Below are 14257 nucleotides of genomic sequence, written 5' to 3'. Positions count from 1 at the left end.
TAGGCACGCCGCCAGCGTTCGTCCTGAGCCAGGATCAAACTCTCCAATAAAGTGTTTGACGTGCTCATTTCTTGCTGGCGAGAACATTGCTGTTCTCTATATTTGAAGAACTAAGTTCTTCACTCACTCGTTGTTCAGTTTTCAAAGATCAAACTCTTTCGTTGCCGCTCAGTGTCTCTCGCAGCAACTCTTATATCTTATCATTTTCTTTCTTTTCTGTCAACAACTTTTTTTGAAGTTTTTTTCAACCCGTTTTGGTTGGAAACTTAAAAAGTGCTGACTGGAACGCTGCTTCACATTCTTTTATGTTACTTAAGAACTAAAACCAGCTTTTCTCGCTTCGTCATCACTCGTTCGTGACAACTTTTATAATATATCATGGTCTTAGATATTTGGCAAGCACTTTTTTATAATTTATTTTCGAAAGCTATTTTACCCAAATCAATCATTAGAATTAACTCTATCTATAGCTTATTATCTGTTTTCTATTCACTCATCCATACTCGTAACCGTAATAATTTCATGCGTGGCTTTGAACTTGAATGAGGTATATCCTGCAACCATCGTTATAATGTGCGTTGATTGCTTTTCGATCAATAGAAGACTACATCAAAGATTCAAATGTATAAAAATAAAGACAGTAGATATGAAGCTAACCTATAGCATGATGCTACATCTGGTTGCTGCCCATGTCCTGTCTTTATTCTTTCTTTATATAGTTCGGTTCGCTATATCGTTCGCTCTTACAGGCGCGCTTTTAACTTTCATCTTAGCTCTTAGCTCTTAGCTCTTAGCTCTTAGCTCTTAGCTCTTAGCTCTTGCCAAATTGTACTCATAACATGGGTACGAGCCAAGTACGCGTACCTGGCAGCCAAGCGCCTGAATTTCTTCCATCGCTGCTTTGATCAGTACAGAATCTTGAGAAGCAAGTACATCGATGTAGAAATAATAGTTGCCCAGCTTTTTCTTCGTTGGGCGCGATTCGATACGGGAAAGATTGAGCTTGCGCCATGAAAAGGCAGCCAGCACCTGATGCAGTGCTCCAGCATAATCTTCGGATAATGTGATCAACATGCTTGTCTTCACATGATCCGCTTCTTTTTTAACGGTAATTGGGCGATTTCCGATCAATACAAAACGAGTATGATTGTTATTATGATCGGTAATCCGCTCGGCTAGTATATCCAAGCCGTATTTTTGCGCTCCTAGCGATGTACCGATTGCTGCCAGTCCCTGACCCGGATTCTGACTGACCATTTGTACCGCTTCAGCCGTACTGCCTACATGCTCCAGCTCAGCTGCCGGCAATGTGCTACGGATAAACTGATGACATTGTGCCATTGCTACCGGATGAGACAGCACTTTATGGATACGACTATAGTCCAATTCACTTTCCGAGCTAACTGAAGACGAAGCTTCTCCAGCACTCCTTAATTCATCGCGGCGACCGATCAGATTTTGAATGGAGGGATACACCCATTCTAATTGCATCGGAATATCGACTTCATGTACGAGCCAATCCATATGCAGTGTGACAGAGCCTTCAATCGTATTTTCGATCGGAATGACGCTATAATCCGTTTTCCCCTGCGCAGTCGATAGAAATACATCGGCAATCATTTTGTGATGAACGATCTCGATCGGTTGATCGCCCAGAATATGAAGTAGCGCTTCATGAGATACGGAGCCAGACGGTAAGGCAGCAATACGAATCATAAACGAACTTCTCCTTTGACAATATCCATAAATGAATAGGTTTCGGTATCGTAATAGTATATAACGCCCTCAGTTACAGGTTCAAGCCACAATGTACTCGCTGTAATCCCCTGTGCCTTCATCGTATCCATCAAATAATGTGCTAACTGTTCTTTCTGTGCGGAATGACGATCCACAAATGCAATCATCGTTGGACCTGCACCGCTAAGCGCGATACCAAGTGCTCCGTGGTTCGTTGCCTGTTCCAAAATCTGTTCCATGCCTGGCACCAGTGTTGCACGATAAGGCTGATGCAGACGATCCTGCATCGCTTCACGAATAAGATGTAGCTTGCCCGAATAAAGCGCCGCTACGAGCAATGAGCTACGGCTAATATTGTAAATGGCATCTGCCATCGACAATTGCGTTGGCAATACTTCACGCGCTTTTGTTGTAGACAACTGAAAATCCGGAATGATCACAAGTGCCTGTAACTCCGTTGGGGGCGTAATGCGCACACAATTGGCGTGCTGCCCATCCCACGTCGCTACTACAATTCCACCATAAAGAGAAGCTCCCACATTATCAGGATGCTTTTCAAAGGCAGTCGCCATATGTAGCAACTCTTCATCCGGAAGTACATGCCCGGTTAATGCATTCGCTGCTGCCAGCGCACCAATCAATGCAGAAGCACTACTACCAAGTCCACGTGTCAACGGAATATCCGAATACATCGTAATTTCTAATTCCGGTATCGATACATTTGCTTTACGGAACACAGCCTGCGCCATTTTATAAATCAAATTCGTTTTATCTGTAGGGATGCCGTATAGCTGATCACCCAGCAGCGTAATTGACGTCTGCGCGGCTTCTTTCATTTCAATCCAGGAGTATAATCCGAGCGCCATGCCAAGCGTATCAAAGCCTGGTCCCAGATTGGCCGTACTTGCCGGGATTGCCACACGAACTGCTTTGCGCGGCGTATCTATTTTTTCAAAACCTTTATTCGTTATCATCACTACATGGCTCCTTTAAATATCTTCAACCCGATATACGCTCTTGATGCGCTGAATCACATCGAGATTTTCAAAATACTGTAATACTCGGTCAAAGCTCGCCTTGCTGGCACGGTGAGTAATGATCACAATCTCCGCATCTGGATTGGTCGCATTAGGCTGCTGTACAACCGAGGCCAAGCTAACATTATATTCGGCAAATACCTGGGTAATCTGAGCAAGCACCCCTGCTTTATCATCCACATGCAGCAAAATAAAGTTTTTGTACATCACCTGATCATCCGATTGTAGCTTTTTCTGCTTGTACGGTACGATCGCTTTCAGTCCGTTCACGCCGAGCTTGAGATTTTTAATGATCGCAATTAGATCGGCAACGACTGAAGTGGCTGTTGGCAATTCACCGGCACCTGCGCCATAAAACATCGTTTCGCCTACCGATTCACCATGCACATACACGGCATTGAATACACCGTTGACCGAAGCAAGCGGATGATTTTTCCGAATCATCGTCGGCTGTACGCTAATTGTAATATGATCATTCTGGCTTGTCGCAATACCGAGCAGCTTCATTTCATAGCCCAAATTTTTGGCGTAATTAATATCTTCTTTCGTAACGGAAGAGATGCCTTGTACGGTCACATCGGATAGTTCCACATTCGTGCGGAAACCGAGCGTACCGAGAATGGCCATTTTGCGTGCTGCATCCAATCCTTCTACATCACTGGTCGGATCAGATTCCGCATAACCAAGCTCTTGCGCTTCTTTTAGCACATCCTCGTAGGATGCACCTTCCTGACTCATTTTGCTTAAAATATAGTTAGTCGTTCCGTTGACAATTCCCATAATTTTTACAATTCGATCGGACGAGAAACCTTCGATCAATGTACGGATAATCGGAATCCCACCAGCGACACTTGCTTCATAAAAGACATCGCACTGCTTCTCCTGCGCTTTGGCCAAAATCGCACTGCCATGTAGCGCCATCAGATCCTTATTCGCGGTTACGACATGTTTACCACGTTCCAGTGCTTCCAAAATGTACTCACGTGTTAAATCGATACCGCCCATCACTTCAACGATCACATCAATATCCGGATCGCGAATTACTTCCCACGGATCGGTCGTCAGACGAGCCGGATCGATATCGATATTGCGTACCTTGTCCACGCTTCGGACAGCTACCTTCTCAATCGTGATCGGTGAACCGACCTGACTGCTCAGGTCTTCCTGGTTACCCTGTACGATACGAACGACACCGGTTCCGACTGTACCTAATCCTAATAAGCCTACTTTTACTGGTTTCATCTTGTCTTTCCCCTCCTAAGACGATTTCTGCTCATTTGTTGTCTAGTCTGTTATATACGGGAATAGTATACTTTCATCCATTGTATATGAGTCTGTGACAGTCTGCATTAGCCCTGACCGATAATATGAATATGCCGTACACCCGCTACATTTTGCATCGCTTCTACCATCGTATCCAGATCTTCGGTTAAACGGGTCGTTTCTACAGACAGCACCACATTCGCTCTCCCCTGTAACGGGATACTCTGATGAATCGTGAGCACATTCCCTCCATATTCAGCCATCAAGCCCAGCACATGAGACAGAATGCCAGAACGGTGATCCAGATCAAAGGAGATGGTAATAATCCGATCTTTTTCCAAACGATTAAGCGGATGAATGCCATCCTTGTATTTGTAAAATGCACTACGGCTAAGTCCAACCTTTTCTACCGCTTCATTAATTGTGCGCGTATGGCCGGAAGCCAGCAGTTCTTTTACCCGCATCGTTTTGAGCACAGCTTCAGGTAAAATATCTTCACGTACTAGATAATATTTTTCTTTCACAACGTCCTCTCCTCAAAGACTCATGTTTTCATATAGTGGACATTATAATGTAACTGTCCATGTCAGGCAACCACTTTTTCCATGATCAGGCTTACATTTAAGGAAGGATAGGGATGAAAACGGTAGCATTGAACATAAAATAAAAAGCACGATCTCTGCACCACAGTGTGAAGAACGTTCCTTCTTCAACCTGTTATTGCAAAATATCGTGCTTTGTAATGATGCCGTTTCAGCTTAGCAATCGGCTCTATTTGTAATCTATATTGTCATGCTCATCATGGATCGTTAACACAACGGATCCCAGCAAGTCCGCCCCATCATGCTGATCGGCTTAGAAATAACTGCTTCCTTCAACAAATTCAAACTCCAGCTCGCCGATCCGAACGACCGTACCGTCTTTGGCACCGCGTTTACGCAACTCGCTGTCCACGCCCATATGACGCAGCGTACGACCCAGCTTCATAATCGCATCTTCGGAATTCAATTGCATCCGTTTCATGATGTTTTCGATTTTTTTGCTCTCGACCACAAAAATTTCGTTCTCGCGATAAATTTTGAAGCCATCGTCTTCTTGTTTTTCCAGACGATACACTTTACGTTCGGCAACCTCTTGAACTTCTTCTACGGCAACGACATCAGGCATTTGATCCAGTTGATCTGCTGCTTTGTACAACAGTTCCTGAATACCCTGACGTGTCAGCGAAGAAATCGGAATGATCTGGATATCCGGTCTCACTTCAAGTACCTGACGCGTGAACTCCTCCAGGTTTTGTTGTGCTTCTTCCATATCCATCTTATTCGCTGCAACAATTTGCGGACGCTTTTCCAGCTCTGCACTGTACAGCTTCAATTCTTCATTAATCTTCATCCAATCTTCGAATGGATCGCGTCCTTCGGAGCCGGATACATCAACGACGTGAATAATAACACGCGTACGTTCAACGTGACGCAAAAATTCATGACCCAAACCAATACCTTCATGAGCACCTTCAATCAGACCTGGCAAATCTGCCATGACGAAGCTGCGATCATCACCGACAGCGACCACACCCAGATTAGGCGTAATCGTTGTAAAATGGTAGGCACCGATTTTCGGTTCAGCTGCGGATACAACCGATAGCAGCGTTGATTTGCCGACACTTGGGAAACCAACCAGACCGACATCCGCCATCACTTTCAGCTCCAGCACGATATTACGCTCTTCGCCTTCTTCGCCATTTTCCGCAAGATACGGTGCAGGGTTTGCCGGTGTAGAGAAGCGAGTATTCCCACGTCCTCCGCGTCCGCCTTTTGCAACGACAATCTCTTGATTGTGGCGCGTCAGGTCAGCTAGCACTTCGCCGCTCGTTTCATCAATAATGACAGTACCTGGTGGGATACGAACGATCATATCGTCTGCACCTGCACCATGCTGGTTTTTCGTCCGGCCTTTTTCGCCGCGTTGTCCTTTAAAGTGGCGCTGATAACGGAAATCCATCAGTGTACGCAAACCTTCATCTACACGGAAAATCACATCGCCGCCGCGACCACCGTCACCGCCAGCAGGTCCACCGTTTGGCACGTATTTCTCACGACGAAACGAGATTGCACCGTTACCGCCGTCTCCACCTTTTACATAAATCTTCGCTTTATCTACAAACATAATTGCACCTCTATTTTCAAAATACTTTCCCTATTCAATCAGGGAACCTTACTATCCGATATGCAGTGTGATCGATGCCGGGTCTTCATCCAATCGCGATACCCGAATATTCGTCTGCTGCACATAACGAGTGACTTCAAGCCAGAATGTGTCCGCATCTGGATAATCACCTTCCGGCTCAAAAATCACTTCCATGCCGTCATCGCTACTACGAATCATAATAAACAGTGTGGGGCATTCACCCCAGGACGATCCTCCATATTGTTCATACGCGGAGATCGTCTGCTGCATCACTCGGGTCAACGCCTCACTCTGTTCCGGCGTAAGCCGTGCGGCAAGCGTCATTCCATCTTCGATCTCCAATTCCAGCTTCATATTACGATTAATGGCTGTGAATGTTTGCAAATAAAAGACAAGCTTCGGAATCCCTAATCGGGAAACACGGCTATCTGCATTCATTTGCTCCTTAATACGTTCGATATTTTCAACGAGTCGCTCACGGTTTCCTAGCTGAACATAGCCATACAACAATTGTAAATCATTCATCCAATCATGACGATGATGGCTAAATGCTTCAATTGCTGTCTCATATAGCTGCTCCTGGTCTGTAAATGAATTCGATGGGGCAACCGCAGCAGAATTAGTGTTCTTCGCTTCTTCCTCTTTAATGCGAGCTGCCAATCGTTCTAACCGATGTTGCTCCGCCAGTTCGCCATGTACCATTTTCAAACCAAGCCAGTAAACGAAGGCAATCCATACTCCCAGTAAAATAAAAGCAGGGAGCGTATTCCAGCGATAAGTTACTGCCAATGGTAAAATAATCGTTCCGGCAAGCACAGCCGGACGCCAGCCAAAATGCTTCATCGTTTCGCTCCCATCGTTAAGTGTTTATTCTCAACACTAAGTATAACATAACCACGATTTGTCAAACGAGGAAAACGAAGGGGATTATTGCACATGTGCTGTAGCGAGAATAGCTTATTCCTATATAGAGCTTCTATAAATACAGCAAGCCTCCGGCACTGACACGTACCGGAGGCTTGCTCATCCTATCCGAAGAAAGGATTATTGTTCGATTGCTGCTGCTACTGGAGCAACGTCAACCGGGTAGACGCTCACTTTTTTGCGGTCACGGCCCCAACGTTCGAATTTCACGACGCCGTCAACTTTTGCAAACAATGTGTCGTCTTTGCCGATGCCCACGTTTGTTCCTGGGTGGATTTTAGTACCGCGTTGACGATACAAAATGTTGCCACCAAGTACGAATTGGCCATCTGCACGTTTTGCTCCTAGACGTTTGGAGTGGGAATCACGACCGTTCTTTGTGGAACCTACACCTTTCTTCGAAGCGAACAATTGCAAATTAAGCTTCAACATGTTGTCTACCTCCTTTTTTCCGTTATAGTAACTTGCTTTATTTGTATATACTCACCGTAAGACTCTTCGATCGTTACAAGCATAACTTGCATGGATTCAAGCAACAATTGAACGTTATCATGCGGTGCATCATCTGGAAGATTCCGCAAACGCGCACTCAAAAATCCGTCTTTCATCTTAGACTTCATCACTATACCGGTCAAAGTTTCAATCGAGTTCACCGCTCCAACCGTAATGGCTGAAACCGCTGCACATACAATGTCTTCTCCAGGATCAGCATAGCCTGCATGTCCACGTGATGAAAAACCTTGAATTGTTCCATCCTCAAGCCGTTCGATACGCACGATAATCAATTACCGCACCTTCTTATGCCTGGATTTTCTCGATAGTCACTTTAGTATAAGGTTGACGATGACCTTGTTTTTTGTGGTAGTTTTTCTTAGGCTTGTATTTGTAAACTACAATTTTGTGCCCTTTACCGTGTTTTTCAACTTTCGCTGTTACGGTTGCGTTTTCTACCAGTGGCAGACCTGTTACCAGACCGTCCTCTTTGGATACCGCCAGAACGCGGTCAAACGTTACGCTTTCGCCATCAGCAGCTTCCAGTTTCTCGATGAACAATACGTCGCCTTCTTGCACTTTGTATTGTTTACCACCTGTTTCGATAATTGCGTACATTCTCTTGCACCTCCTCATGTCTCAGACTCGCCTAATGCAGGTGTCCGCTATGTAACATAACAGAACTTATAACCCGATCGGAGCGGTTACAGCATGTGAGGGAGTTATATCCGACACATACCAAATGATTGTAGCACAGCCACCTCAATAAATCAATCCCTAATCCATGATGCAATTTTACCTGTACCATGACAGACCGAACACGTCTGATACGCAAAGCTAGCGGTCTCTTCCCTGGCCTTTTTACGAGTCATTTCAAGCAAGCCGAGCCTTGTCCAGCCTACGATATGTGCTTTGGTGCGATCCTGTACCAATACTCTTTCTAAAGCTTCAACGACAAGGCGACGATTGGAGTCCTGATCCATATCGATAAAATCGATAATAATAATCCCACCCGTATCACGTAAGCGCAGTAAACGAGCAATCTTTTCGGCAGCTGCTATATTCGTCTGTGTGACGGTCTCTTCTAACGTAGCACCACCGGTAAACTTGCCTGTGTTCACATCAACTACCGTTAATGCTTCGGTCTGATCCCAAACGATATAGCTGCCACCTTCCAGCCATACGCGGCGCTGAAAATCATGATATAACTTTTCCTGTACACCAAACCGCTGTAAGATCGGTTCAGCATCGCGATAAAGTTCGACATGTGCAGATTCATCGGAAGCGGTGATGCCCTGTAAAAACAGCTGCACTTGCTCCATACAGGCTGCATCATCGGTAATAAAATGATCCTCCTGTGGGTGAAACACATCACGCAGCATTCGTTCGACCAGGCCAAGATCACGATGTAGTTCTGCTGGTGGACGTCGTCGATCTGCTCTCTTTATAATTTGCTTCCATAGGCTTCGCAACATTAACAGGTCACTGGCAATCGCCTCATCATGTTCACCTTCAGCAACGGTACGCAAAATGAGTCCTTCTTCATCCTGACGGAGATCTTCACCCAGCTGTCGAAGCCGTGTTCGCTCCTGCTCGGTACTCACCTTTTTGGATACAGCAATATAATCAGCATACGGCATATAGACGAGCCAGCGACCTGGCAACGAATAATGCGTTGTTAGCTTGGCTCCTTTGCTGCCTGACGGTTCCTTCGTCACCTGCACAATCAATTCCTGACCGGGTTGAATCAGCTCTGCAATATTAGGCTTCACGCTCGGTTGCTTATCCATATGAGGATGCAGTACATCATCAATGTACAAAAACCCGTTTTTCTTTTGACCAATATCTACAAATGCAGCCTGAATACCAGGCAACACATTCATCACTTTGCCTTTATAAAAATTACCGGCAATCCCTTTACCGGAGGAGCGTTCGGAAGCAAATTCTACCAGTTCACCTTTATCCAGTAATGCCATTCGTGTTTCGGCTCGATCACAGCTCACGATCATTTGCTTCATCAGGATATTTCACCTCTATCTCTTCAGGCTGTGTTCATATGTCAGGCTAGCTAATCAGAAGCAAAATGACAAAGATATATAACACAAAAGATATATAACATATAGGTAAAGCAATACGTTTTCTGTCCCTTACGTAACGAAAGGCAGTTATCCTCTTCTATAGTAGACGGGCGGCTTCCCTAAAAAGTTTCAATGAAGCGAGCTTAACTGCAACTATGACCGCATTATGATTCACGATTTTAATGAACGTTTTACAAGGGGTATGCAAACTATTTTTGCTGGGATAGACATTACTTAGCGAAAGAAGAAGAGGGCAGACTTCGATCTAATATGAAAAAACAGCCGACTCTACAAGTCGACTGTTTTACACTACTCCAAAATCTCAAACTGGATTCGTATCGCTACAACTATCGTTTGACGCCATGAAAATCATATCGCCTGATCGTAAAAGCGCTGCGTTACTCTACTTCATATTTTTCCTGATAAATTTTAATGCTGAGTACAAGCCCGATACTGAACATATTTAGTAATAGCGACGTACCCCCATAACTAATAAATGGCAGTGTGATCCCTGTAATCGGCATCAAACCGATCATCATGCCGACATTCTCAAAAATCTGGAATACGAACATGCTGACAATCCCTACGATAATGTACGATCCGCGTCGATCATAACATTGTAGTGCGATGAGAATCATACGGTAAATGAGCAGGAAATACATAAGCAACAATATCGATGCACCGATAAACCCAAACTCTTCCCCGATTACAACGAAGATCGAATCGGAATACGGATAAGGTACGAATTTGTTATTTTTCAGCTGTCCCTGCATATAACCGTCACCGAACAAGCCACCTGAACCTACAGCGATCTTCGCATAGCTGGACTGATGCTTCGCGTCATCCGACGCCTGGCTCGGATCAACAAACGTATTAATCCGCTCATACCAGTGGAACTTATTATGCGAATACAGATAATCATGAATTTGCTGGTTAAAGCTCGTAAACAGCACCATGATAAGCACTAACGCACCAATAACGACGCCGAGTCCGATAATGACATGCGTATACTTCGTATTGCCGATCCATAACATACCGACCAGAATGATCAGATAGATGATCGCATTCCCGAGGTCAGGCTGAATGAGTACGAGGAAAAACGGTACAAAGACGACAAGCCCGGTTGGCAGCAAATCTGAACGAAACCGAAGCGGATCACCATCACGTTTACCAAGCAGATACGCTGTCGATAAAATAACGACAATTTTAACCATTTCGGCAGGCTGAAATTGAAAGCCCGGAAAATTGTACCACGACTTCGCTCCGTTAATCTCGGCTCCGAGTGGATACAGGAGTAGCAGGGATAACAGACCGATTCCATACCAGTACCAGTGCTTGCGAAGCAAAAGGCGATAATCAAAAATGCTCGTTGCAAACAATACGATAAACCCAACCACATAAAAAATTAATGTCCGTCCATCATAACCTGCAAACTTGGGATCGGGTGCAATCGCACTGCGCACGAGCAATGTGCTGAATACCATAAACACACCGAGCAGGGAAATAATTCCCCAATCCAGCTTTTTAAACTTGTTAAGCAAAATCCATCAACCCATTCCAAAAAACTTCTTAAAGCGAGAAAAGGTACTATCCTTCTGATCCAGGGGCATGAGTGGAACCGTATCGCCCAAAATACGACGTGCGATATTGCGATACGCAATAGCTGCTTTGGAGTCAGGGTTCATTACGGTCGGCTCGCCTGAATTGGAAGCCTTAATGACCAGTTCATCGTCAGGTACGACACCGAGCAGATCAATATTCAGCACTTGCAGCACTTCATCAATATCCAGCATATCGCCCGACTTGACCATGTTATGACGAATCCGATTCACCACCAGTTTGGGTGAACGAATATGGGAATTTTCCAGCAAACCAATCACGCGGTCAGCATCACGCACCGAAGCATTTTCCGGTGTCGTCATGACGATCGCCTGATCGGCTCCAGCAATTGCATTTTTGAAGCCCTGCTCGATCCCAGCAGGACAATCAATTAAAACATAATCAAAATCTTTCTTTAATTCTAAAACAATTTCTTTCACCTGCTCTGGTGAAACCGCATTTTTATCTTTGGTCTGTGCAGCAGGCAGCATGTACAGCTCATCAAAACGTTTATCTTTCACAAGCGCTTGATTCAGCCGACAACGGCCATCGGCAACGTCACACAGATCATAGATGATCCGGTTCTCCAGACCCATCACGACATCGAGATTACGCAGGCCGATATCGGTATCAACCAGACAAACCTTTTTGCCGAGCAGCGCGAGCGCGGTACCTATATTTGCGGAAGTGGTTGTCTTTCCGACTCCGCCTTTGCCTGAAGTGATGACAATAGCCTCTCCCATGTACTACACCCCTTTAAACACATTAAAATCCCGACCTAGCCGAGCGATATTGGCTATTTTATCAATCTTCATCACACCGTCTTGCAAATACGCAAATTCCATATGCGATTCGCGGCTTTCGCCCTCATCGGGCGGACGGCTGATCAGATCGGCAATACGTAGCTGGGTCGGTGAAAAGAATGAAGCTGCGATGACTACATCCTTATTGCCATTAATACCGGCATGCGCCATTCCGCGCAAAGATCCGAGGATATAAATATCGTCTGTACTCGTAATTGTACCGCCTGCATTCACATCGCCGAGAAACAATATCGGTCCTTCATACTGTAACACCTGACCTGACCGTACCATACCTGTAACAATCCGAACACGATTGCGATCATATACCTCAGGCTCTGGCTCAGCTGGTACAAACTCCTCAAAGGAGCGAACTAGCAAATTGCCCTTCTGACTCAAAATATCGAGCAGTGTATCCTTCTGTTCTTCGGTCAATTGTCGCTTGCCCGTACGGATATCTACATGCACAAGCGGTCCGGTCAAAATACTCTGGTGCGTATGCTCCAGCTTAAACCGTAGCTCGGTGACCAGGTCTTCGAAGTCACATGTATCATTAAATTGGAATGTTAATCCATCTTTTATCCCTTTAATCGTTACAAAGCGTGAAGCTTTTACAGCCATTCATCGCTCACCCCCACCTACTATCAGTTCGTGCTGACGGCGGGAAATCCTGCCTGAACTAATAATTAAGACCGCGACCTATTAGGTCACGGCCGCTACGCGCGCGCCTATTCCTCTTCGGCAGCGCGTCTGCGCAGCTTTGCAACCTCTTCGAGCTGACGGCGTACAGGCACACAAATAATGAGCGCAAATACAAAATGCAGCAACAAATTCGGAAACATATAGTGTCCAAGTGCCCACGCATAAGGCTCACGCGTCAATCCGAATACGAGATAAATACCGTACAGCAAATGATCTAGCAGCAAGCTGCCGATCAGAACGACTGTCATCATCAGCGGATACGGAGCTTTCGTTGATTGAAAAAGCAGTCCGAGCACATAGGCTGACAACCCCATTGCAAACGCATACGCCCCGATCATATCACCATAAAATACAACGTCATGCAGCAATCCAAAAATCAAGCCGAGCACAAGCGCTGTATGACGGTGATAATAGATCGAAACGAACAAAATTAAAATGTACGTCAAATGCGGAATCAGCCGTCCATGCATCGCATCTGGAATAAGCCAGGGTACAATCGTACCCTCCCAGATGAAGACGAAGAATAACAGCAGCAGCAACACGATACGGCGCGCCATTATTCCTGTGCCTCCTTCGTATACACGACAAACACTTCTTTCCAGTCTTTGAAGTCTGCTGATGGATCGATGGTCGCTGTATTCGTCAAACCAAAGTCACCTACCTGGCGACTTACAACTTTGCCGATGATCATTCCACGAGGGAACAGACCGCCACTACCAGAAGATACGATCGTATCGCCAACTGCGAGTGGATCATTTTCTTTGATCTGCGTCATCGTTAACATTCCCGTCGCTTTGTCATAGCTTTCTACCATACCGAACGACTCGTTCTCTTTACCAACAGCTGTAGCAGCAATCGCTTTAGAGTTCGGATCAAGCGGATCAAGTGTAGTGAGCAGTTTGACAGTTGCATGGTAATTGCTCGTTTGACTGACGATACCGACCATGCCTTGCAGCGAGATGACCGGCATATCTTTACGCACACCATCTTTGCTACCGAGGTCAATCACGATCGTTCCTGTATCTTCATCATTGTCAACGCTTGTTACGTTGGCAATATGCAGATCAAACTTGTTTTGAGCAAGCTGATTTTGTGTAAATTTCAGTTGCTCCTTGTAGCGTTCATTATCCTTTACCAGACGGTTATAGTTGGCTTGCTGCATCATATACTGTGCCGCAGTCAGCTTTAATTGCTGATTCTCCTCGTATACTCCGTTCAGGTCACTGATATCTTCAAAGAAGCCCGCTATGTAAGAAGCGGGCTTGTAAAATACACCTTGCACAAAACCGACTGTATCCCGGGTGAATTTCTCCGGCCAGGATATCGAGCCGCGGTTGGTCAATGTATATCCCATTAACGCGATGAATAAAATCAGTCCTACCAGCAGGATAAACAGTTTCTTGTTACCCAGCAGCTTAAACAGTTTCAACACCCTCTT

Annotated in this window: 15 protein-coding genes and 1 other annotated feature; all 15 genes read right to left on the bottom strand. The window is 45.3% G+C overall.

Annotated elements, in window-relative coordinates; genetic code table 11:
- Positions 1-804: 804 nt before the first annotated feature.
- Entirely contained in the window at positions 805-1716 is a 912-nt protein-coding gene (gene pheA, locus AAHF22_RS13815; RefSeq protein WP_347325599.1) for a prephenate dehydratase, read from the bottom strand.
- Positions 1713-2711 carry a homoserine kinase gene (thrB, locus tag AAHF22_RS13810; protein ID WP_347325598.1) on the bottom strand — a complete coding sequence of 333 codons (999 nt, stop codon included), beginning with the start codon at positions 2709-2711 and terminating at the stop codon, positions 1713-1715. Before thrB ends, pheA begins: the two co-directional genes overlap by 4 nt.
- Positions 2712-2726: 15 nt before the next feature.
- The gene (locus AAHF22_RS13805; RefSeq protein WP_347325597.1) at positions 2727-4016 is read right to left on the bottom strand and encodes a homoserine dehydrogenase; all 1290 of its coding nucleotides are present in this window, start codon (positions 4014-4016) and stop codon (positions 2727-2729) included.
- 107 nt (positions 4017-4123) lie between these two features.
- Positions 4124-4561, bottom strand: coding sequence for an ACT domain-containing protein (locus AAHF22_RS13800; RefSeq protein ID WP_347325596.1), 438 nt, complete (start codon positions 4559-4561; stop codon positions 4124-4126).
- A gap of 331 nt (positions 4562-4892) precedes the next feature.
- A complete protein-coding gene (obgE, locus tag AAHF22_RS13795; protein ID WP_347325595.1) occupies positions 4893-6203 on the bottom strand; it encodes a GTPase ObgE in 1311 nt (436 codons plus the stop codon).
- A 51-nt stretch (positions 6204-6254) separates the two neighbouring features.
- Positions 6255-7067 carry a Spo0B domain-containing protein gene (locus AAHF22_RS13790; RefSeq protein WP_347325594.1) on the bottom strand — a complete coding sequence of 271 codons (813 nt, stop codon included), beginning with the start codon at positions 7065-7067 and terminating at the stop codon, positions 6255-6257.
- 201 nt (positions 7068-7268) lie between these two features.
- On the bottom strand, positions 7269-7580 hold the full coding sequence (gene rpmA / locus AAHF22_RS13785) for a 50S ribosomal protein L27 (protein WP_188777152.1): 312 nt from the start codon (positions 7578-7580) through the stop codon (positions 7269-7271).
- A gap of 5 nt (positions 7581-7585) precedes the next feature.
- Entirely contained in the window at positions 7586-7933 is a 348-nt protein-coding gene (locus tag AAHF22_RS13780; protein ID WP_347325593.1) for a ribosomal-processing cysteine protease Prp, read from the bottom strand.
- A 13-nt stretch (positions 7934-7946) separates the two neighbouring features.
- Positions 7947-8258, bottom strand: coding sequence for a 50S ribosomal protein L21 (rplU, locus tag AAHF22_RS13775; RefSeq protein ID WP_347325592.1), 312 nt, complete (start codon positions 8256-8258; stop codon positions 7947-7949).
- A 13-nt stretch (positions 8259-8271) separates the two neighbouring features.
- Positions 8272-8356, bottom strand: a sequence feature (ribosomal protein L21 leader region).
- Positions 8357-8410: 54 nt separating this feature from the next.
- Positions 8411-9658, bottom strand: coding sequence for an Rne/Rng family ribonuclease (locus AAHF22_RS13770; protein WP_347325591.1), 1248 nt, complete (start codon positions 9656-9658; stop codon positions 8411-8413).
- 458 nt (positions 9659-10116) lie between these two features.
- The gene (locus AAHF22_RS13765; RefSeq protein WP_347325590.1) at positions 10117-11259 is read right to left on the bottom strand and encodes an FtsW/RodA/SpoVE family cell cycle protein; all 1143 of its coding nucleotides are present in this window, start codon (positions 11257-11259) and stop codon (positions 10117-10119) included.
- A gap of 6 nt (positions 11260-11265) precedes the next feature.
- A complete protein-coding gene (gene minD / locus AAHF22_RS13760; protein ID WP_347325589.1) occupies positions 11266-12060 on the bottom strand; it encodes a septum site-determining protein MinD in 795 nt (264 codons plus the stop codon).
- 3 nt (positions 12061-12063) lie between these two features.
- Positions 12064-12738 (bottom strand): septum site-determining protein MinC, encoded by a 675-nt coding sequence (locus AAHF22_RS13755; RefSeq protein WP_347325588.1) that lies wholly within the window; start codon positions 12736-12738, stop codon positions 12064-12066.
- A 107-nt stretch (positions 12739-12845) separates the two neighbouring features.
- On the bottom strand, positions 12846-13376 hold the full coding sequence (gene mreD, locus AAHF22_RS13750; RefSeq protein ID WP_347325587.1) for a rod shape-determining protein MreD: 531 nt from the start codon (positions 13374-13376) through the stop codon (positions 12846-12848).
- Positions 13376-14248, bottom strand: a complete 873-nt coding sequence (gene mreC, locus AAHF22_RS13745; protein WP_347325586.1) for a rod shape-determining protein MreC — start codon at positions 14246-14248, stop codon at positions 13376-13378. Before mreC ends, mreD begins: the two co-directional genes overlap by 1 nt.
- Positions 14249-14257 lie beyond the last annotated feature (9 nt).

The organism is Paenibacillus wenxiniae (assembly GCF_039822605.1).
Lineage (GTDB): Bacteria > Bacillota > Bacilli > Paenibacillales > Paenibacillaceae > Saccharibacillus > Saccharibacillus wenxiniae.
The sequence above is the reverse complement of the archived record's forward strand: the minus strand, read 5'-3'. Positions and strand labels throughout refer to the sequence as shown.